Origin of the sequence: Leptotrichia hofstadii (assembly GCF_007990525.1) — a bacterium.
Lineage (GTDB): Bacteria > Fusobacteriota > Fusobacteriia > Fusobacteriales > Leptotrichiaceae > Leptotrichia > Leptotrichia hofstadii.
Genome location: NZ_AP019823.1, coordinates 147183 through 166171, shown reverse-complemented (window position 1 = coordinate 166171; position 18989 = coordinate 147183). Strand labels below are relative to the sequence as shown.

The following is an 18989-nucleotide window of genomic DNA, read 5'->3' as shown; positions in this document are numbered from 1 at the left end:
CTCCTAATTTATCTGCTCTTTCCTTAATCTAATTCAAAAAACACTTTATATGCTTTGTATGTTTCGTACAAATCTGCTTTTGATGAGATTTCAAATAAAGAGTGCATTGATAAAAGCGCAGGCCCTGCGTCTACCGTTCTGATTCCGTAGTAAGCCAAGAACTTAGCAACTGTTCCTCCGCCACCTTCATCTACTTTTCCAAAGCCACCCGACTGATATTTAATCTCATTTTTGTCAAATATTTGTCTTATTTCTTGAATAAATTCTGCATCGGCATCGTTTGCCATAACTTTTCCACGGCTTCCTGTATATTTTGCAAATGCCAGTCCATAAGATAATCTTGCTACGTTTTCCACATCATGAACTGACTTAAATACAGGATTTAACGCAGCCGTAACATCCGAGGACAAGGCTTTTGAGTTCCACAAAGTTTCCCTCAATATCTGATCATTGTAATTTTTTTCTGTAAGTGAAAGCATTTTCCCAACAACATATTCAGGCAATGTTGACTTCAAGCTGGTAGAACCTTCACTTCCAATTTCTTCTTTATCTGTCAAATAAATCATAACAGTTTTCTCAATTTCCTTAACATCAAGCAAGGCTCTAAGCGAAGTATATGCACAAATTCTGTCATCTTGACCATATCCTCCAATCATGCTCTTATCAAGCCCCACATCCCGCAATTTCCCAGCTGGCACAACTTCCAGCTCCGCTGTAAAGAAATCATCTTCTTCTATTCCATAATCTTTTTTCAATTTATCAAGCACAAACTGCTTTATTTTTTTATTTACATTTTCATCATTTAAAGGCATATTTCCAAATAATAATTTCAGTTCTTCACCTTTAATAACATCTCTTGCCTTTCTTTCATCCTGCACATTGTAAGACAAATGTGGCAATATATCAGGCATACTGAATACAGGCTCGTCATCTTTTTCTCCAATAGAAAGTGTCACTTTTTCTCCGTTTTTTAAGAAAACAACACCATGCAATGCAAGTGGAGTCGCGGCCCATTGATATTTTTTAATTCCACCATAATAATGTGTATTTAAAAGTGCGAATTCTTCTTCTTCCATTACCGGATTTGGCTTTAAATCCAGTCTTGGAGAATCTACGTGGGAAACAATCATATTAATCCCGCTTTTTATATCATTTCCGATAATTACTGCAATGATATTTTTATTTCTGTTGTTAAAATAAATTTTATCCCCTTTTTTCAATTCACTTTTTTCATTAATATTGACAAAGCCATTTTTTTCAAGTTCCTTTTCCGTCAAATCCACAAATTCTCTCTCAGTTTTGGCAGAATCCAAATATTTTTTATAATCTTCAGCAAAGTCAAAAATCACTTTTTTTTGTTCATCTGTATAATTTTTCCACAAATTTTCCTTTGTCATTTTCTACATCCTTTCCAAAGTTCACAAAATACACAATAAAAGATGGCTACTTGAAAAAATGTCCCAAATCAGCCACCTTCTTTCCAAACTAAATTAACTTTTCAATTTATACAAATTTATTAAATTTTACTAGAATTTTTCAAAATTAAACTAGATAAAACATAATGCAGTATATTTTAGAAATATCCCACTTAAAATACTATTTAACTTCGTTTAATTTTTTTTCCAATTCTTTTCCAGCTTCTTCGTATCCAGGTTTTCCTAACAATGCGAACATATTTTTCTTGTATGCTTCCACTCCTGGCTGATCAAATGGATTTACACCTAAAAGGTATCCGCTTACTCCACATGCTTTTTCAAAGAAATAGAATGTATACCCTAAATGATAAGGAGTAGCTTCAGGAATGTTTACGCCTAAATTAGGTACATTTCCGTCAATATGTGCCAAAATTACCCCGTCAGTTGCTTTTTTATTTACATAATCCAATGTTTTCCCGGCAATAAAGTTTAGTCCATCAAGGTTATCCTTGTCACTTTCAATGACAAATTCCACTTCCGGTTTTCCAATAGAAACTACTGTTTCAAAGAATAATCTTTGTCCTTCCTGAATATATTGACCCAATGAATGCAAGTCTGCTGAAAAATCTGCCGAAGTCGGATACAATCCTTTTCCATCTTTCCCTTCAGATTCTCCAAACAACTGTTTCCACCATTCTGCCAAATAATGAACTCTTGGCTCATAATTTACCATTAATTCCAAGTCTTTTCCTTTTCTGTGCAAGATATTTCTCACAGCCGCATATTGTAAAGCCTGATTTTCATCCATATTTTTGTTTGCAAAGTCATTCATCGCATCTTTTGCCCCAGCCATCAAGTCATCAATATTAATTCCAGCCGCTGCAATTGGTAAAAGCCCTACTGCAGTCAATACAGAAAATCTTCCTCCAACATTGTCAGGTACAACAAAAGTTTCATATCCTTCAGCTGCAGCAAGTGTTTTTAATGCACCTTTTTCCTTATCTGTTGTAGCGTATATTCTTTTTGCGGCTTCTTCTTTTCCATATTTTTCTTCCAGCATTTTTTTGAACACTCTAAATGCAATCGCAGGTTCAGTCGTAGTTCCAGATTTTGAAATTACATTTACTGAAAAATCCCTGTCTCCAACTACTTCTATTAAATGCTGCAGATAAACACCGCTCATATTTGTTCCCGCAAAGTAAATTTCAGGAGTCTTTCTTTTATCTTTTGGCAAGTTATTGTAAAAGCTGTGTGATAAAAACTCTATCGCAGCTTTTGCCCCTAAATAAGATCCTCCAATTCCGATTACTATTAAAACTTCTGAATCATTTTTAATCTTTTCAGCAGCCTTTTTTATTCTGGCAAACTCATCCTTGTCGTAATTTTCAGGCAAGTCAACCCATCCTAAAAAGTCACTTCCTGCTCCACTTTTTGAAGTCAGCACTTCATTTGCCAATTCTACATACGGTTTAATCTGTTTCAATTCATTTTCGTTAAAAAAATTTTTTGCAAATTGATAATTAAAATTTAGTTTCATTTTTTTCTCCTTCAATATTTTTATTTTATTTCCCAAATTTTCTGAAAATCAAAAAATCCCTATAATTTCACACATAGTAATCCAACTTTAAAATCAAATATTCATAATATAGCAAAACTTTTCTAAAAAATGAACTTATAAAAGCATAACTATTAGTTATGTTCTATTTAAAGCAATTTCTTATTAAATTTATTTCTCAACTAAAGTATAACAAAAAAAGCACTTTTTTTCAAATTTTTCTATCTAATTTTTTTAAAAATCTTAATTTTTATCACTAAAATCTCTCCGTATTCAAAGATGTCCCAACTTTAAATACTCTCAATCCCCCTAAATTTCAATTCACGCAACACACTTCCTGTCTAAAGAATAAATAAGTTTTTTGTAATAAAACGTAACATTTGCATTCATAATTTACTATAAATTAAAATTTTTTTTCAAAGGTATTGATTTTCTAAGAAATTTTTGCTATAATAATTCTGTTAATATTAATATTATTAATCTTTTCATATATCACAACCGAAGAATTAATTGGTCATAAAATCCAGTCCATACAATACCAGGTGGGCTGTTTTTTATTTACAGAATTCTATAATTCTTGCCATTCAGAGCCTAAACTCTCTTTTAAAATCATGCTCCTGCATTTCTAGACCTGTCAAAATAATCTTGTAAAAAATGACTTTAATTTCATGGATTTTTCGATTTTCACTATAAAAAAACACCCAAACTCTCCAAAGCAAAATTTTCCAGTTCAGGTGTCTCTTTAAAAATCTAATCAAGCTTATGAAACTATTAATGGCAATAATACCGCAATAATAGCCATTAGGGCAGGTAGTCCCTGCAATAAAAATATTTTTTTGGAAACTGTGACAGAACCATAAACAGCTGCACATATAATACAAATCAGGAAGAAAACTGCAATTTGAATTTGAAATTCTCCAGTTTCAGTTAAACTCCATATTAATCCTGAGGCAAGAAAACTGTTGTATAATCCTTGATTTGCCATCATTTTTTTTACGCGCTCATCTTTTAAGAATTTTGAATCAAGTCCAAAATTTCGTTGTATAGTTTCACTTTCATTAAAATACATTTCAAGAATTAATATACAGTAATGCTCAATTGCCACAAATAATATTAATATGAGTGCCAGTATGCTCAAAATAATTCTCTCCCTTCTTTATATTTTTATATTCTTTATTTTTAACTTAATCTCTTACACTTAAAATTACAGGCTTTCCGTCAATAATGGCGAGGCTGTGTTCGTATTGGGCTGAACGTTTTCCATCTTTGGTAACTGCAGTCCACATATCCGATAGAACTTTTACTTTATAAGTACCGACATTTACCATCGGTTCAACTGTGATTACCATTCCATCTTCAATTTTAGCCCCTGTTCCAGCCTTTCCATAATTTGGAATAATTGGATCTTCGTGCATTTCCTTTCCTACTCCATGCCCTGCAAAATCTCTTACAAGCGAGAATCCAAAACTTTCCACATATTCCTGAATAGCATGCCCAATATCTCCAATTCTATTTCCGGCACGTGCTGCTTCAACCCCAATATCTCTTGCCTTTTCAGTAACTTCCATAAGTTTTTTAGAAGTTTCGTCAATTTCTCCCACAGCATAAGTAATCGCAGCGTCACCAAAATAGCCGTCAAGCACTGTAACTGTATCAACTGTCAGAATATCCCCTTCCTTCAGTATCTGCTTTTTGCTTGGAATACCGTGTACGACAACTTCGTTTACAGAAATACAAGTTGCGGCTGGATAAGGAGGGTATGGACGACCTACATCATAACCCTTAGTTCCTGGAATTGCTCCTTGGCTTCTAATGTAGTCTTCAGCGATCTGGTCCAGTTCGTATGTGCTGATTCCAGCTTTTACGTGTTTTGGCAATACATCTTCAAAAAGTCTTGCGATTATTTCATTAGCTTTTTTTATTTTTTTTATTTCATCCAATGTTTTATAAATTATCATTTTTTGTACTTCTTCTTTCTAAATTCTTTTTTTATTTTTTAGTAGATATATTTAACAGTTCAATACTTTTTTACAAAAAGTCTTATCCTTTTAAAAATAAAATTTTATTAATCATCAAATAAATTTAGCAATATTACTTTAAAATTAAATTCAAGTTCTAAATTTTCTTAATTTTTACCAATTTAACCTTAGATAATTTTGAAAATATTTACTATTTTTCCAAAATATCAATTATATCTTTTGTAATTTCTTCCAGTTTTTTTGCACCATCTACGCTGTAAACTTTATTCTGCTTTTTGTAAAAGTCCAATACTGGTGCTGTCTGCTCGTTATAAACTGCCAAACGTTTTTTTACCGTTTCTTCATTATCGTCTGCCCTCTGTTCCAAATCTTCTGGATTTTCGTCAACTGGCGGATTGTATTTTATGTGATAAATTTTACCAGTTTTTTTCGATACTCTTCTTCCTGTGATTCTTTCGATAATTTCTTCATCACTAACTTCAAGTGCGATTACTTTTTCAATTTCTCTGCTTGATTTTGCCAAAATTTTGTCAAGTTCTTCAGCTTGAGCTACCGTTCTTGGAAAACCATCCAAAATAAATCCTTTTTTACAGTCTTCTTCCTGAAGTCTTGCTTCCACAAGTCCGTTTACGATTTCATCAGAAACCAATTTCCCTTCATCCATCAATTTTTTTGCTTCCAGTCCTAACGGAGTCTTGTTTGCAATTGCCGCTCTCAAAATATCTCCTGTTGAAATTTGAGGAATTTCATATTTTTGAATTAATTCCTTTGCCTGAGTTCCTTTTCCTGCTCCTGGCGCTCCAAATAACACTATATTCATAATTATTTATCCGATATTTAAAATTAAATACCGCTCCTTTCCAAATTTATTTTTTCACATCTAATTTTAACATTTTAAAAGCCATTTTTCAATTTTCTTTTTTAAATTTTCTAAAAAATAAGAAATAAAGAAAAAAAAACTGAATTTAATCAGTTTTTTCTGCTAAAGAATTTTAGCTAATTTAAGTTAGAGTGGGTAATAAACCCTTCTATATTTTACCACATTTATAAATTTTATCAATACCTTTTTTTAAATTTTTATTTTTTATTTTTTCTTAAATTTCCATTTTTTCATATTTTTTAAAATAATCCTTCAATTCTTCTAAAATCTCATTCCCCATTCCTTCTTTTTCCGTTTCTATATTAACGCACAAAAGTGATTCATGCAGTGACAATCTGATTAAAAACCAGCTTTTTTGACCGGCATTTACTCTTACACCTTCGTAGTTAGGCATTTCTAGGCTTCAACCTTCTTTTTTTCCAGCATATTCCCTAAAGTTTTCCAGGATTTTTTCTCCACGAGCTCGAAAATCTTTATCTTTTATAGGAATTCTTATTTCTATTTCCTCAGTAGGCTCAGACAGCTCATTTAGAACATCTGTAAATTCAATGCCTTTTTCCCTGCTCTCTACAAGCTGAATCAGAAGCCTTGCAGCCATGTATGCACCGTCATCAAGAAAATAGTTTTCTTTAAATGCCGCATGTCCAGACGTTTCTATCGCAAGAGGAGAATACTTCCCTTCGTTATTCAGTCTTATAGATTCATTTATTACGTTCTTATATCCTCGCTGGAATCTGTGATGAATCCCGCCACGATTTTCTATAAACTCTTTTTTAAAATACGCAGTCATTGTTGATTTTGACAAGTCTGCTTCCAGTACCACCACATCTTTATTTACTTTTCCCAATTTAACTAACGCTTCTCCATAAGCCACTCTAGTTGATTTTTTTTCCATTCTCATATTCTCCTATTTTTATATTGATATTTGGTCTTTTCTAAAAGTTTATAATTCCTGTTTACACAGTAGACCTGTTCGATAACATGAGTTCTTTTATTTACACAAGGGGTCAAGACCCCTTGCTTCAGAACCTTTATTTTATCAAATCTTAAATACGTATAGTTTCCGAGCAAGCCTAGTAATTTCAATCTTAGCTCAACTCTTCCATTGCCTTGCTGTATTCTTCATCATTTGGAGCAGCCCCGTGGAATCCAGCGTTATTTTCCATAAACGAAACTCCTTTTCCTTTTACAGTGTTCGCAACAATAACTGTCGGCTGTCCTTTAACTGTTCTTGCTGTATCAAGAGCATTTATGATTTCTTCATAATTGTGTCCGTCAATCTCTATTACATTCCATTTGAATGCCTTGAATTTTTCTCCAATCGGAGCGACATCCATTACATCCGAAACTTTTCCGTCAATCTGCAAGTTGTTATAGTCAACTATCGCAACTAAATTGTCAAGCTTGTAATGTGCAGCAGTCATAACCGCTTCCCAAACTTGACCTTCCTGCAATTCTCCATCTCCTAAGATTGTATAGACTCTGAAATCGTTATTGTAAATTTTTGCGCTCAAAGCCATTCCGCTTGCCGCGGACAGTCCTTGCCCAAGCGAGCCTGTTGACATTTCAACTCCAGCCAGTTTTTTCATGTCAGGATGCCCTTGAAGCGGAGAGTGCCATTTTCTAAGTGTTGGAATAAGGTTCTTCCCTTCATCGCCTAAAAATCCTTTTTCAATCAAAGCCGCATACAGTGCAGGAGCAGCATGCCCCTTACTAAGAACTAATCTGTCTCTGTTTTCCATTTTTGGATTTTTTGGGTCAATGTTCATTTCTTTCCAGTAAAGCACAGCCAGAATATCAGCAATCGAAAGTGAACCTCCCGGATGCCCTGATTTCGCCCTATAAATCATTTCAATAATGTATTTTCTCAATATTTTTGCCTTTTTTTGCAAATCTTCAATTTTCATAAAAACCTCCTAAGATTAATATTAAAAAGAGAGCGTCCATAAAACTGGAAACTCTCTTTATTCTTACAAAAGCAGTATCTACCTGTTTAACAATTCTATATACTGCTTAACTAACTCTATTTTCTCTGAACTCATCTCCATTAAATTTTTAATTATCTCTCCGATATTTATATCAGAAAACTCCTCTATTATCTCATTAGTCAGCTCTTTCTTCAAATCTGACATATCTTTATCTGTATAGCCTATTATTTTAAATAGTTTAAGATGGTCTATTTTCAAAATTTTGGCAATTTTTTTGAGTAAAAGAGGATTTGTCATATTATGTTTGCCTGATTCCAGATTAGATAAATAAGCCGGACTGATTTTTAGCATTTCTGCCATTTCTCTTAGTCCTATTTTTTTTTGCAGTCTTTTATTTTTTATATAATATCCTAATGCTTCCACAAGATTGGAGTTAGTTTTTATACTGTCATTTTCAGCCATTTTTTCACCTTATTAATTTATTGTACACAATATAATATCATAAATTTATGATTTTGTGAACTGCTGAAACCTTACTGTATAATAAATGCAGTTTTATGGTTTATTTTTTCTTTTGTCCGTAATAGGCATTAGCCCCGTGTTTTCTCAAAAAATGTTTGTCCAGCAATTCCTGTTGCATTGGTTTGATGTCTTTGTTTACCATTTCAGTAAACATTGCCATTTTTGCCACTTCTTCCAATACAACAGAATTATAAACAGCTTCATCAGGATTTTTTCCCCATGTAAAAGGTCCGTGACTATTTACAAGAACTCCTGGAATATATTGTGGATTTAGATTTCTTTTTTCAAAAGTTTCTATAATTACCGTTCCTGTTTCTTTTTCATATTCTCCTGTGATTTCCTCTTTTGTCATTTTTCTTGTACAAGGTATTGAGCCATAGAAATAATCAGCATTTGTTGTCCCGTATGCTGGAATATCCCTTCCGCTTTGAGCCCAGATTGTAGCATTTGTTGAATGAGTATGAACTATTCCTCCTATTGAAGAAAACTTTTTATAAAGCTCAATATGTGTAGGAGTATCTGACGAAGGATTTAAATCACCTTCTACAACATTTCCGTCTAAATCGACTACTACCATATCTTCTACTTTCATTGTTTCATAATCCACACCACTAGGTTTTATGACAATCAGATTTTTTTCTCTGTCAATTCCACTCACATTTCCCCAAGTAAATAATACCAACCCTTTTTTTGGCAATTCTAAATTTGCCTTAAATACTTGCTCCTTTAATTTTTCCAGCATTAGATAAATCCACCTTCCTTCATTTTATCCAGCATCCATTGCTTTGCCTTTTTTACTTCCTCAATTGGATTATCTGATTTTTCAGTCCACATTTCTATTAAAAAAGGTCCTTTATAATTTAATTCTTTTAATTTTTTAAATACTTTTGGAAAATCTACACACCCTTCTCCAAAAGGAACTTCCTTAAATTTCCCTTCAAAAGTGTCAGTTACTGCTAAAGTATCTTTCAAATGGATTCCTGTTATTTCTCCATTTTTTATTCCAAGTTCCAATTCCTTTAACGTGTCATTTTCAGGCCATGCCGTCAAATTTCCCACATCGGGATAAACCTTTAGCCATGGAGATTTAATTATATCCGCATATTCCATATATTTTGTAATAGAATTGATAAATGGGTGATCCATAATTTCTATTGATAGTGTTACGTTGTACGAAGATGCCCATTCTACTGCCTTTTTCAAATTTTCAGTAAAATATTTTTTAGTCTGCTCGCTGCCTTCTTCGTAATAAACATCGTATCCAGCCATCTGAATCGTTCTAATTCCCATTTTATCTGCAAAAATTATTGCCTTTTGCATAAGCTCCATAGCCTTTTCTCTGGTCTTTTCATCCATGCTTCCCATAGGAAATCTTCTATGTCCGCTAAAGCACATTGACGGAATTCTAACTTCTGTATCTATTAATGCCTTATGAATTCTGTTTATTTCGTCATCAGTCCAGTCCAATCTTGCCAATCTTTCATCAGTTTCATCTATCGAAATTTCAACAAAATCATATCCGCATTCCTTAACCAGCTTTATTCTTTCCACCCAGTCAATATCCTTAGGAAGAGCCTTTTCATATATTCCCAAATTTAATTTGTTTAAATTTTTCATACTTTTCCTCTATTTCCAATATTTATCAATTTTTGCTTTAAAAGCCTTTACAGCAGCCGCAGGATTATCTGCTTCAGTAATTCCACGCCCTGCAATAAACGTAAACACATCTACACCTTCAAACAGTTTTAATGTATCAGTATTAAGTCCACCTGTTACAGAGACCTTGAATCCCATTTCAATTAATTTTTTAACTTTATTCAAGTCCTTTTCTCCCCAAGTTTCTCCAGCCAGCAAGGCATCCCTGCTTTGGTGGTAAATAGCCTGATTAATTCCTGCATCTAGCCAAAGCTGAGCTTGTTCATAAGTCCAGTCGCCATACAGTTCCACTTGGATTTCTCCACGTTCCCCACGCTCTTCCTTTATAGCTTTTAAAGCCGCTTTCATTGTAGGGATTGTCGCAGAACAGATACATGTCATCCAGTCTGCTCCACGAACTGCATTATTTTTAGCAACCGTTCCTCCTGCATCCGCACATTTTGTATCTGCCACTATTATTTTATCAGGAAATAAATTTCTTAGAACTTCAACCAATTCACTTCCAACTTGCAACAGACAAACTGTTCCAGCTTCTATAACATCAACTTCTTCCCCAACTGACACTGCCGCTTTTATCGCGCCTTTTAGGTCAGAATGGTCAAGTGCTACTTGTAATAATGGTTTTGCCATAGTTTTTCCTCCATTTCATATTCATACATTTTTTAAATACACTCAAACTCCTAGAAAATTATTTAAAAAGGAGCTTGAGCAATTTAAAGTTTTTTTAGTACTATGCTTTTTCTTCTATCAGTTTATAAATATCTTGAGGCTCTCTAGCTTCCCTTATTTTTGAAAAAATATCTTCATCATCGAAAAGCATTACTATCTGAGGTATAGCTTCTCCTGCATGGACTTCATCATTTTCAGCTGCCAGTCCGATTAGTATATCCACTTCTTGTCCATCTGGAAATAATACAGGATTTTTCAAAGTAACAAGACTGAAAGAATTTTTATTAACTCCCATTTCAGGACGTTCATGTGGCATTGCCAATCCTGGAGCCAAAATGTAGAAAGGACCTAACTCCTTTGTTCTTTTTATTATATTTTCTATGTATTTTTCCTCTATTGAATTGCGTTCCAAAAGAGGTTTCATACATACTTTTATTGCTTCTTCCCAATTATTTGCCTCCTGCTGTAACACAACAGAATTATTTTCTTTCAAAGAATCCAGCAAATTCATAAAAATCTCCTCTCAACTTCTATTTTTTAAGCTATTCCAGCTTCTGTCAATTTACTTTCAAGCTCTTTTTCATCAAGTAAGTTTAAAAGCCCTATTATTTTTGTGTTTGGTCCACCTTTTAATTCAGATGCGATATGAGTTGAAGCAAGAACTAAATCATAATTTGAAAGTCCTGATTTAGCTTCTCCTAGACTGCATGAATTCACATCAGCCTGTACTCCTAATTTTTGTAATACTTTTCCAACTTTTAACTTCATAATCATGCTTGTTCCCATTCCGCTTCCGCAGACTGCTAGTACTTTAATCATTATTATCACTTCTTTCTTTTTATTTTTTTATCAAAATTTCTAATTTTCTTCCAAATCTACAGTTCCTTCATAATACTGCTCTTTATTTTTAGACTTAGCATATTGAATTTGAGGAATTATAAGCATTGCGGCAATTACCAGTACATATCCTATTATTCCTAAATATTTCATTATAAATCCTTGTCCAAGCCACACCGTACTTTGGTCGATATTTCCGTGCCATCCACCTTTTAACTGGAATAACGCTACAGCTACAGCTCCGCATAATACTTGCAATACTCCTGACAGAGCTGACAATATAAATGCGGCTCTAGCTCCTCCACGTTTATCAGCGTACACGGCAATAGTTGCATTATCAAAGAACACTGGAACGAATCCTGTTATAATAAATACAGGCGATTTGAATATTAATAGTCCTGCTATTGAAATAAATTGAGCGATTGTTCCTATTAAAAATCCAAATAATACCGCACTTGGCGATCCAAATCCATAAGAAGCCGCACAGTCTACTGCAGGTAATGATCCAGGCAATATTTTATTCGAAATACCTTGGAATGATACTGTCAATTCTGATACGAACATTCTAACTCCTGTTTTCAAAATTGTTAAATATACTGCAAACAATAATGTTGTTGAAACAATGTAAGTACCAAACGAAAGTTTTTTAGGATCAAATGCCCCTGCCGCAACTCCATGAGGATTTATAACTGGACAAGTTTGTACACCATTTTCAATCACACATTTTCCAAATTTTGCAGTAAAAAATTCAGGTCCTAATACCCACATTATTATCCCAAAGAATACTATCATTATAAGTCCTGTTGCAATAATATCGTCATGAAGCATTGATAACCATTTAGGCAATTTCAAATCATCCAGTTTCTTTTTAGGATTTCCAATTTTTGGCGCTAATTTATCAGCTACCCATATAGCGAACATTTGCTGATGCCCTATTGCAAATCCAGCATTTTCTGTTAATCTCTGAGTTGGTTCTACTGACAAGTTTGATCCAACTGCCCAGTATATTCCTGCAAAAATTCCTATTAACGCTACTCCTGTTATATTTTGGAACTGAGGAAACAGGAAGAATATCATCCAAGAGGCCGTAGAAGCCTGTTGCTGCATAATATGTCCTGTTATGAACAATGTTCTCACTTTAGTAAATTTTCTAAATAGCACTAATATTATATTTATAACAAATCCTATAAGAAGCGCCATCATAACAGATGCTGCCAAATTAGATTTGGACGGATCCTGCTCAATAATATTTTTTATCGCCTCATCTACAGCCTGTAATCCAAAATATGGATCTATAACTGCCGCATTTAATTCAAATTTAGTCTTTAACGCCGCTAATATTGGTCTAAATGTTGTTACTAGCCCTCCTGCACCAACATTCAATATCATATATCCTACAGTTGCCTTAATAAATCCTCCAACTGCCTCGTATACTTTTTTTCCTAAGAACAGGTAACCTGCAAAAACTAATAACCCTACAAAAAATTCTGGTTTAGTCAAAATATTCTGTCCGAACCATGTTCCAATTCCCATAAAAAAATTCATTACTTTTCTCCTTTGTGCTTTCTTAAAATAGTTTTATTGCTTAAATACTTTAAATTTATTTTTAAATAAAGTTTCAACATTTCTATAAGAATGATTTGAATGGCAAATCAGGTTCTATTGAAAATGCATCTTCAAATCCTCTTCTGTACATATATTCCATATCATCTTTGTTATCAGGGAATACAAATTTCCCTCCAGGCTGCCATATATATGGCTTAAATTCATACTTCATTCTGTCTTTTCTGTAATTCCACAATAAAGTGATTTCTTTCGGATCAGCCATAAAATTAGACCATATATCGTGGTGTAACGGAACAACTACTTGCGTCCTTAATTCTTCTGCCACTCTTAACACATCTGAAGAAGTCAATTTATCTGTCATCCCTCTTGGATTATCCCCATATCCTACAAATGCCACATCTACTTTATTTTCGTCTCCATGTTTTACAAAATAGTTTGAATGGTGCGAATCTCCTGCATTGTAAATATTTCCACCTGTTGTCTCAACCAGATAATTTACTGCCATTTCATCCATATCGGGCGGTAAATTTCCTTTTAATGTTACATCTTCAGCAACTGTTAAAAGCATAGTTCTGTCAAATGATTCTAATGCTTTTATTTTTGCATCTTTTATTGTAATTTCATCTCCTGGTTTCATTTGTACAAGTCTGTCTTCAGGTACTCCCCATTTTCTCCAAATTTCGATACATGTTTTTGGTCCTACGAATTTTGCTTCCGGGCAATTTTTTACAACTGCCGCCGCAACATTTACATCTATATGATCACTGTGAGAATGTGTTGCAAGCAATGCATCCAGTCCTTCTATCGCAAAAGGATCTATAACGCAAGGAGTAAGTCTTAAATTAGGCTGCAAAGCTACACATCCAACTGCTCTTTGATGCTGATGCTTAGGTTTCATTAATTTATTTTTTTGACTTCTTTTACCTGTTGCTACCCAGATATCCATTGCAATATTGGCATTTCCTTCTGTTTTAATCCAAAGCCCCATGTTTCCAAGCCACCACATTGCTACAGTATTTGGTTTTACCACTGTTTCAGCTATTTCCTCATTTAACCAAGTTCCCCATTCAGGAAATGTTCCCAAAATCCAAGATTCTCTTGTGATTTCATCTACTTTTGACATAATTTGTCCCTCCTAAAAAATGTTATTAAATTGTATATAATGTTTTCTATTTGCTAACAATAGTATACCCTACTTTTTTTCAAAGTCAATAGATATTCTTAAAAATTTTTTCAAACAAAAAAAGCCGGGTTTTCCCGACTTGACACGTTAATTTTATTTTTTTCCAAAAATTTTTACTGCACTTTCCAAATCAATGTGGCAATAGCCGTCAGGATTCTTGTCAAGATAGTCCTGATGATAGTCTTCAGCTAGAATATAATGCTTTAATGGTCTTACTTCCACTTGAATTTCTCTCGAATATTTATTCTGTTCGCTGTCCACTTTTGATCTTATTGTTTCCAGTTCCTTCTTGTCGACATAATAAATTCCAGTTCGGTATTGACGACCTTCATCAAGGCCCTGCCTGTTAATACTTGTAGGATCGATTATCGAAAAGTAATAGTCCAGAAGTTTATTTAAGGAAATTATGTCATTGTCATATTTTATATGCACTGTTTCTGCATGATCTGTCATTTTTAGAATTTCATAGCTTGTATCAAGAGTCTGCCCGTTGGCATATCCCACTGTCGTTCCAACAACGCCCGGAGCCATCTTAAAAAATTTTTCCACTCCCCAGAAACAGCCTCCAGCAAAATAAATTTCCTTAATATTTTCCATAAAGTTGCACCTCCTCTAATTCATAGTAAAAATCACTTTAAAACCGAACTCAAAAATTATGATTGTTCTACCCAGACTCCAAGATTATTTGGTTTATCAGTTCTATTTTGAAGGGGCTCAAGTTATATTTCAAGCAATTTAATCTTTTTTTATGCTGTTGTAACCACGTATTTTCATTATACAAGCTGATAAATAGAAATTATTTAATAATATCTTTTAATTATATTATTTTTTTGTAAGTTTTCGTATAAACAATATCGAACTGCAACTTTATTCTTTATTCTCCCTTTTCTTCTGAAATAGCCTCTTTTAACTGATTCACAGCCTTTTCCAGAACCGCTCTCGGACAAGCGGCATTTAATCTCATAAATCCTTCCAGCCCCTTCTGATAAACACGCCCCTCATTCAATCCTAATTTTGCTTTTGTGAGCATGAATTTTTCCAGCTGTTCCTGATTAAATCCAAATTTTTTACATAATTTTCGGCAGTCCAGCCATACCAGATATGTTGCCTGTGGAATATTTGGCATAATTTCTGGAATATATTCCTTGAAAAAATTGCTTAAAAATAAAATATTGTTTTCAAGATACTCTTTTAATTGCCTCACATAGTCTTCCCCGCCATCAGAGTACGCGGCAATTGTGGCAACTAAATTAAAAGGATTGTTTCTGTGAACTTCCAGATTTTTCCAGAATTTGTCAAATTTTGCCTTTACTTCCAGATTGTTAAAAACAATTGTTGCGCTTTGAAGTCCTGCAAGATTAAAGGCTTTTCCAGTAGAAGTGCAAGTTATTGTATTTTGTCTGATCTCTTCTGAAATGCTTGCCATTGGAATATGCTTATTGTCCCACAATGTCAGGTCAGCATGAATTTCATCGGAAATCACAGGAACTTTATGTTTTACGCATAAATTTCCAATTGCTTCCAGTTCATCACGAGTCCATACGTGTCCGAGCGGATTGTGGGGATTGCACAAAATAAACAATTTTGGATTTTCCTTTAATTTATTTTCCAGATCTTCCAAATCAAGCGAGTATTCTCCATTTTTTTCAATAAACCTGTTTTCAATGACAACTCTTCCATTATCTTCGTTAATATCATAAAATTCTGAATAAACAGGTGTCTGAATCAATATCTTGTCACCTTTTTCAGAAAAAAGCTGCACTAATGCCCCAAGACTCGGTACAATTCCAATACTAAAACTAAGCAGTTCCTTTTTTGGCTCCCACCCAAATCTTCGTTTCTGCCAATTTATAAATGACTCAAAATATTCATCGGGACGGTACACATAACCAAAAATCCCATGCTGAACTTTTTTTTCAAGAGCGTCAATTATAGGCTGTGCTGTCCTGAAATCCATATCTGCAATCCAAAGCGGAATTACATCATCTACGCCAAATTTTCTCATAAGTTCCTTATATTTCACAGAATGATTGTTTTTTCTGTCAATAATTTCATCAAAATTGTATTTCATAAAATCACATCCTTTTATTTATGTTTTTTAATTAATTTAGTTGACAATCCTCGAATTAAATTATAAAATATACTTAAAATACTATAAAGAGGTAAATTTAAATGACTAAAGAATATAATAAAAATTTTATAATACAGCAAAGTGCAAAGCTTTTTTATTATAAAGGTTATAAAAACACCGAATTAACCGATATTTTCAAGGCTTGCGAAATGCCTAACGATATTTTTTACAAGTTTTTTTCCAGCAAGGAGGAACTGCTTATTGCGGTTATAAAATACCATACTGAAAATCTTATAAATTTCTTTAACGGAAATGTAGATGACTTGTCAATCCACAAATTTCACTATTTTTTTGAAAAATATTTTGAAAATATTGTAAATAACAAGTTTCACGGTGGAAGCCCGCTTGGAAATTTGGCTTTAGAGCTAGCTGATTTAAAAAACAATATACGTGAAGAGCTTGTAAAGTCCTATAAAAAAATAGAACTGAGGTTTTCTTTTTTTATAACAACTTTAAAATATGCCTTTCCTGAAAAATATGACAATATTGTTCCTGAAACGACAGCAAGACTTTTAATAGCTCTGCTGGAAGGAACTATTCTTATGTTGAAAACTGAGAAGGAAAGCTCGGCAATCAATGACTTCTTTGTATTTTTTGACAGCCTTTTTCAGCTTAACGGCGATACTGTTGAGCATCCAGAACTTGAAGAAGCGATTCCAGAAAATGAAAAAAAGACTTCCGACAATGTAACAATCAATATTCCTGATTCCATAGAAAATGAAGTTGCAGGTGGGGAAATAGACGGCGCCGCTCTCGAAGAAGCTCACAATATTGATATTTCCCAAAGTATTTCAGATAATGCCGCCGAAGAGGAAAATATTCAGAATGAAGAAGTTAACGAAATTGAAAATACTGAAAATTTCAAGACTGATGACTTCTATAACGACAGCATGTATTATGATATTGATTCTGACAGCCTTATTAATGTTTTTGACGATTTGGAGAATTCCAGAAATAAGGCTGAAGATGATTAACAGAAATTTAAATTAAAAATTCAGGGAGAATGTTAAAGCTCCCTTTTTATTTTTTTATTCTATTTGTATTCAAGCCTTTCACTTGAAACAATTTTACCATCCTCTGTCACAATTACCTGATAATATGCCTGTACCCCATACAAAATAACTTTCCAGTTCCTGAAGCCTTTTTTATACAATCCAACGTGCTGAGTTCCTATTGCCTCATTAAATTTTTCCTTTACTTCTGCAATGCTGTTACTGACAACAGTGTCCCTTGACACAACTTCCGAATCCGGTACAATCCGTTTTCCAACAGATGAACAGCTTATTATCATTCCAAAACATAAAATTATTATTATTTTTTGTATTCTCTTTTCCACTAATTATTCACTACCTCTATTTTAATATCAAATTGTAAATGTTTTTTTTCCTTATCTGAATATGTATATTTTATTTTTCGTAAAACAGCGTTTGGATTGCTACCTAAAATTTCATTAATATTCTGGTTAGCTTTTTCAATGCTTTGAAAATTATTTGCAAGTTCAGTATTTGAAAGTCCCTTCATTTTCAAATAATTGAACATATTAAAAGTTTCAAACATAAAATTCCCCTTTCCATATCAGATTCCAATCCTTCTTAATGTCGAATTAATAGAATTATTTTCCCAATTCCTCATAAGTTTTTTCCAAAATTTCCTCAAAAGATAAATCTGTCTTGAATCCAGCAGCTTTTATGTGTCCACCGCCGCCAAAAATTGAAGCTATCTTATTTACATTGTACTTATCATTTGCTCGAAAACTTCCTTTTAACAAACCGTCTTCCTGTTCCCGTACAAAAAGCGAAATCTCCATCCCTTCGATTTTTAAAAGCATTTCTGATGTACTGTTTGTATCATCCTTTTCAATGCCTAGTTCTTTCATTTTTTCTTGCGTCAGATAATAGCTGACAAATTTATATTTTTCATCAACTTTTTTATTTTTATAAACTTCACCAATAAAATCAACTTGTTTTTCACTCACTGCAAAAATAATATTAGCAATTTTGTGATTATTCATACCTGCCTCAATTAATTTTGAACATACGAGAAAAGTATGCGACGTGACGTTATCATGCCTAAAGTTTCCAGTATCATTAATTATTCCAAGATACATATATTCAGCAATTTTCTTTGTCAGTTCAATGTCAAAAATCTTCAAAAACTGATATAAAAGCTCTCCTGTACTGCAAATATCTTCTACATAGTTAAAATCCGCATGTTCAGTATTGCTGACATGATGATCAATATTTATTGATTTTTTACTCAATTTTTTGATTTCTGCAGCTCTTTCATATCTTTCCTGATTTGCACAGTCCAAACTTATAAACAAGTCAAATTTTTCATTATTCTGAAAATTTTTTTTAAATTTTTCACAAAATTTTTCATAATCCCAGATAAGTCCTGTATCTTCAAAATGTCTCATATATTTAGGCAGTTTATCATCGACCACAATCTTTATCATTTTTTCCATATTATTTTTTTTACAATATTCGTCTATCATAAAATAAAATGCCAAAAGTGAGCCAAGAGCATCTCCATCTGGATTAATATGTGCTGTTAAAATAATGCTTTTAGACAATTTTACTTCATTTACGATTTCTTTTGGAAGAATATTTCCTCTGTAATTTTTATTCATAATTCTTTATTTTGTTCCCATTCTTAAAATTTTATAATT

22 protein-coding genes are annotated in these 18989 nt (G+C 33.1%); 1 reads left to right on the top strand and 21 read right to left on the bottom strand.

Annotated elements, in window-relative coordinates; translation table 11 throughout:
- Positions 1-23 precede the first annotated feature (23 nt).
- The 18 genes from FVE77_RS00735 to FVE77_RS00650 all read right to left on the bottom strand — a co-directional run bounded on the left by FVE77_RS00735 (position 24) and on the right by FVE77_RS00650 (position 16261).
- The gene (locus FVE77_RS00735; RefSeq protein ID WP_026745403.1) at positions 24-1397 is read right to left on the bottom strand and encodes an aminopeptidase; all 1374 of its coding nucleotides are present in this window, start codon (positions 1395-1397) and stop codon (positions 24-26) included.
- Between the two features lie 199 nt (positions 1398-1596).
- The gene (locus tag FVE77_RS00730; RefSeq protein WP_026745404.1) at positions 1597-2952 is read right to left on the bottom strand and encodes a glucose-6-phosphate isomerase; all 1356 of its coding nucleotides are present in this window, start codon (positions 2950-2952) and stop codon (positions 1597-1599) included.
- A gap of 778 nt (positions 2953-3730) precedes the next feature.
- The gene (locus FVE77_RS00725; protein ID WP_026745405.1) at positions 3731-4108 is read right to left on the bottom strand and encodes a DUF1304 domain-containing protein; all 378 of its coding nucleotides are present in this window, start codon (positions 4106-4108) and stop codon (positions 3731-3733) included.
- Between the two features lie 46 nt (positions 4109-4154).
- Complete coding sequence (gene map / locus FVE77_RS00720) at positions 4155-4928, bottom strand: type I methionyl aminopeptidase (protein ID WP_026745406.1); 774 nt, start codon at positions 4926-4928, stop codon at positions 4155-4157.
- A 211-nt stretch (positions 4929-5139) separates the two neighbouring features.
- On the bottom strand, positions 5140-5769 hold the full coding sequence (locus FVE77_RS00715) for an adenylate kinase (protein ID WP_026745407.1): 630 nt from the start codon (positions 5767-5769) through the stop codon (positions 5140-5142).
- A gap of 274 nt (positions 5770-6043) precedes the next feature.
- A complete protein-coding gene (locus FVE77_RS12790) occupies positions 6044-6223 on the bottom strand; it encodes a hypothetical protein (protein WP_026745408.1) in 180 nt (59 codons plus the stop codon).
- A 9-nt stretch (positions 6224-6232) separates the two neighbouring features.
- A complete protein-coding gene (locus FVE77_RS12785; RefSeq protein WP_026745409.1) occupies positions 6233-6724 on the bottom strand; it encodes a hypothetical protein in 492 nt (163 codons plus the stop codon).
- Positions 6725-6917: 193 nt separating this feature from the next.
- The gene (locus tag FVE77_RS00700) at positions 6918-7736 is read right to left on the bottom strand and encodes a transketolase (RefSeq protein ID WP_026745410.1); all 819 of its coding nucleotides are present in this window, start codon (positions 7734-7736) and stop codon (positions 6918-6920) included.
- A gap of 78 nt (positions 7737-7814) precedes the next feature.
- Complete coding sequence (locus tag FVE77_RS00695) at positions 7815-8219, bottom strand: helix-turn-helix domain-containing protein (protein WP_026745411.1); 405 nt, start codon at positions 8217-8219, stop codon at positions 7815-7817.
- 100 nt (positions 8220-8319) lie between these two features.
- Positions 8320-9021, bottom strand: coding sequence for an L-ribulose-5-phosphate 4-epimerase (gene araD, locus FVE77_RS00690; protein ID WP_026745412.1), 702 nt, complete (start codon positions 9019-9021; stop codon positions 8320-8322).
- Complete coding sequence (locus FVE77_RS00685) at positions 9021-9896, bottom strand: L-ribulose-5-phosphate 3-epimerase (RefSeq protein WP_026745413.1); 876 nt, start codon at positions 9894-9896, stop codon at positions 9021-9023. The genes araD and FVE77_RS00685 overlap by 1 nt, the downstream gene beginning before the upstream one ends.
- Before the next feature lie 9 nt (positions 9897-9905).
- Positions 9906-10565, bottom strand: coding sequence for a 3-keto-L-gulonate-6-phosphate decarboxylase UlaD (locus tag FVE77_RS00680; protein ID WP_026745414.1), 660 nt, complete (start codon positions 10563-10565; stop codon positions 9906-9908).
- 100 nt (positions 10566-10665) lie between these two features.
- Positions 10666-11115 (bottom strand): PTS sugar transporter subunit IIA, encoded by a 450-nt coding sequence (locus tag FVE77_RS00675; protein ID WP_026745415.1) that lies wholly within the window; start codon positions 11113-11115, stop codon positions 10666-10668.
- A gap of 26 nt (positions 11116-11141) precedes the next feature.
- On the bottom strand, positions 11142-11423 hold the full coding sequence (locus FVE77_RS00670) for a PTS sugar transporter subunit IIB (protein WP_021746590.1): 282 nt from the start codon (positions 11421-11423) through the stop codon (positions 11142-11144).
- A 39-nt stretch (positions 11424-11462) separates the two neighbouring features.
- Entirely contained in the window at positions 11463-12986 is a 1524-nt protein-coding gene (locus FVE77_RS00665; protein ID WP_026745416.1) for a PTS ascorbate transporter subunit IIC, read from the bottom strand.
- A gap of 82 nt (positions 12987-13068) precedes the next feature.
- Positions 13069-14130, bottom strand: coding sequence for an L-ascorbate 6-phosphate lactonase (gene ulaG / locus FVE77_RS00660; RefSeq protein WP_026745417.1), 1062 nt, complete (start codon positions 14128-14130; stop codon positions 13069-13071).
- A gap of 153 nt (positions 14131-14283) precedes the next feature.
- On the bottom strand, positions 14284-14787 hold the full coding sequence (msrA, locus tag FVE77_RS00655; RefSeq protein ID WP_006805555.1) for a peptide-methionine (S)-S-oxide reductase MsrA: 504 nt from the start codon (positions 14785-14787) through the stop codon (positions 14284-14286).
- Positions 14788-15064: 277 nt separating this feature from the next.
- The gene (locus tag FVE77_RS00650; protein WP_026745418.1) at positions 15065-16261 is read right to left on the bottom strand and encodes a MalY/PatB family protein; all 1197 of its coding nucleotides are present in this window, start codon (positions 16259-16261) and stop codon (positions 15065-15067) included.
- 101 nt (positions 16262-16362) lie between these two features.
- On the opposite strand from FVE77_RS00650, the gene FVE77_RS00645 reads away from it, so the two are divergent.
- Positions 16363-17295, top strand: coding sequence for a TetR/AcrR family transcriptional regulator (locus tag FVE77_RS00645; protein WP_026745419.1), 933 nt, complete (start codon positions 16363-16365; stop codon positions 17293-17295).
- A 59-nt stretch (positions 17296-17354) separates the two neighbouring features.
- On the opposite strand, the gene FVE77_RS00640 is transcribed toward FVE77_RS00645, so the two are convergent.
- From FVE77_RS00640 to FVE77_RS00630, 3 genes are read right to left on the bottom strand one after another with little or no spacing between them, the layout of a single operon-like run.
- Positions 17355-17657, bottom strand: a complete 303-nt coding sequence (locus FVE77_RS00640; RefSeq protein ID WP_006805551.1) for a hypothetical protein — start codon at positions 17655-17657, stop codon at positions 17355-17357.
- On the bottom strand, positions 17657-17878 hold the full coding sequence (locus tag FVE77_RS00635) for a hypothetical protein (RefSeq protein WP_026745420.1): 222 nt from the start codon (positions 17876-17878) through the stop codon (positions 17657-17659). Before FVE77_RS00635 ends, FVE77_RS00640 begins: the two co-directional genes overlap by 1 nt.
- A gap of 55 nt (positions 17879-17933) precedes the next feature.
- The gene (locus FVE77_RS00630) at positions 17934-18950 is read right to left on the bottom strand and encodes a DHH family phosphoesterase (protein ID WP_026745421.1); all 1017 of its coding nucleotides are present in this window, start codon (positions 18948-18950) and stop codon (positions 17934-17936) included.
- Between the last annotated feature and the right edge of the window lie 39 nt (positions 18951-18989).

What these genes read in the sequence shown, in the direction of transcription:
- FVE77_RS00700 (WP_026745410.1), bottom strand. Translation starts at nt 7,736, where the DNA reads ATGAAAATTGAAGATTTGCAAAAAAAGGCAAAAATATTGAGAAAATAC.
- FVE77_RS12785 (WP_026745409.1), bottom strand. Translation starts at nt 6,724, where the DNA reads ATGGAAAAAAAATCAACTAGAGTGGCTTATGGAGAAGCGTTAGTTAAA.
- msrA (WP_006805555.1), bottom strand. Translation starts at nt 14,787, where the DNA reads ATGGAAAATATTAAGGAAATTTATTTTGCTGGAGGCTGTTTCTGGGGA.
- FVE77_RS00645 (WP_026745419.1), top strand. Translation starts at nt 16,363, where the DNA reads ATGACTAAAGAATATAATAAAAATTTTATAATACAGCAAAGTGCAAAG.
- FVE77_RS00685 (WP_026745413.1), bottom strand. Translation starts at nt 9,896, where the DNA reads ATGAAAAATTTAAACAAATTAAATTTGGGAATATATGAAAAGGCTCTT.
- FVE77_RS00695 (WP_026745411.1), bottom strand. Translation starts at nt 8,219, where the DNA reads ATGGCTGAAAATGACAGTATAAAAACTAACTCCAATCTTGTGGAAGCA.
- araD (WP_026745412.1), bottom strand. Translation starts at nt 9,021, where the DNA reads ATGCTGGAAAAATTAAAGGAGCAAGTATTTAAGGCAAATTTAGAATTG.
- FVE77_RS00630 (WP_026745421.1), bottom strand. Translation starts at nt 18,950, where the DNA reads ATGAATAAAAATTACAGAGGAAATATTCTTCCAAAAGAAATCGTAAAT.
- FVE77_RS00675 (WP_026745415.1), bottom strand. Translation starts at nt 11,115, where the DNA reads ATGAATTTGCTGGATTCTTTGAAAGAAAATAATTCTGTTGTGTTACAG.
- FVE77_RS00635 (WP_026745420.1), bottom strand. Translation starts at nt 17,878, where the DNA reads ATGTTTGAAACTTTTAATATGTTCAATTATTTGAAAATGAAGGGACTT.
- FVE77_RS00665 (WP_026745416.1), bottom strand. Translation starts at nt 12,986, where the DNA reads ATGAATTTTTTTATGGGAATTGGAACATGGTTCGGACAGAATATTTTG.
- FVE77_RS00730 (WP_026745404.1), bottom strand. Translation starts at nt 2,952, where the DNA reads ATGAAACTAAATTTTAATTATCAATTTGCAAAAAATTTTTTTAACGAA.
- FVE77_RS12790 (WP_026745408.1), bottom strand. Translation starts at nt 6,223, where the DNA reads ATGCCTAACTACGAAGGTGTAAGAGTAAATGCCGGTCAAAAAAGCTGG.
- FVE77_RS00735 (WP_026745403.1), bottom strand. Translation starts at nt 1,397, where the DNA reads ATGACAAAGGAAAATTTGTGGAAAAATTATACAGATGAACAAAAAAAA.
- FVE77_RS00670 (WP_021746590.1), bottom strand. Translation starts at nt 11,423, where the DNA reads ATGATTAAAGTACTAGCAGTCTGCGGAAGCGGAATGGGAACAAGCATG.
- FVE77_RS00715 (WP_026745407.1), bottom strand. Translation starts at nt 5,769, where the DNA reads ATGAATATAGTGTTATTTGGAGCGCCAGGAGCAGGAAAAGGAACTCAG.
- map (WP_026745406.1), bottom strand. Translation starts at nt 4,928, where the DNA reads ATGATAATTTATAAAACATTGGATGAAATAAAAAAAATAAAAAAAGCT.
- FVE77_RS00680 (WP_026745414.1), bottom strand. Translation starts at nt 10,565, where the DNA reads ATGGCAAAACCATTATTACAAGTAGCACTTGACCATTCTGACCTAAAA.
- FVE77_RS00650 (WP_026745418.1), bottom strand. Translation starts at nt 16,261, where the DNA reads ATGAAATACAATTTTGATGAAATTATTGACAGAAAAAACAATCATTCT.
- ulaG (WP_026745417.1), bottom strand. Translation starts at nt 14,130, where the DNA reads ATGTCAAAAGTAGATGAAATCACAAGAGAATCTTGGATTTTGGGAACA.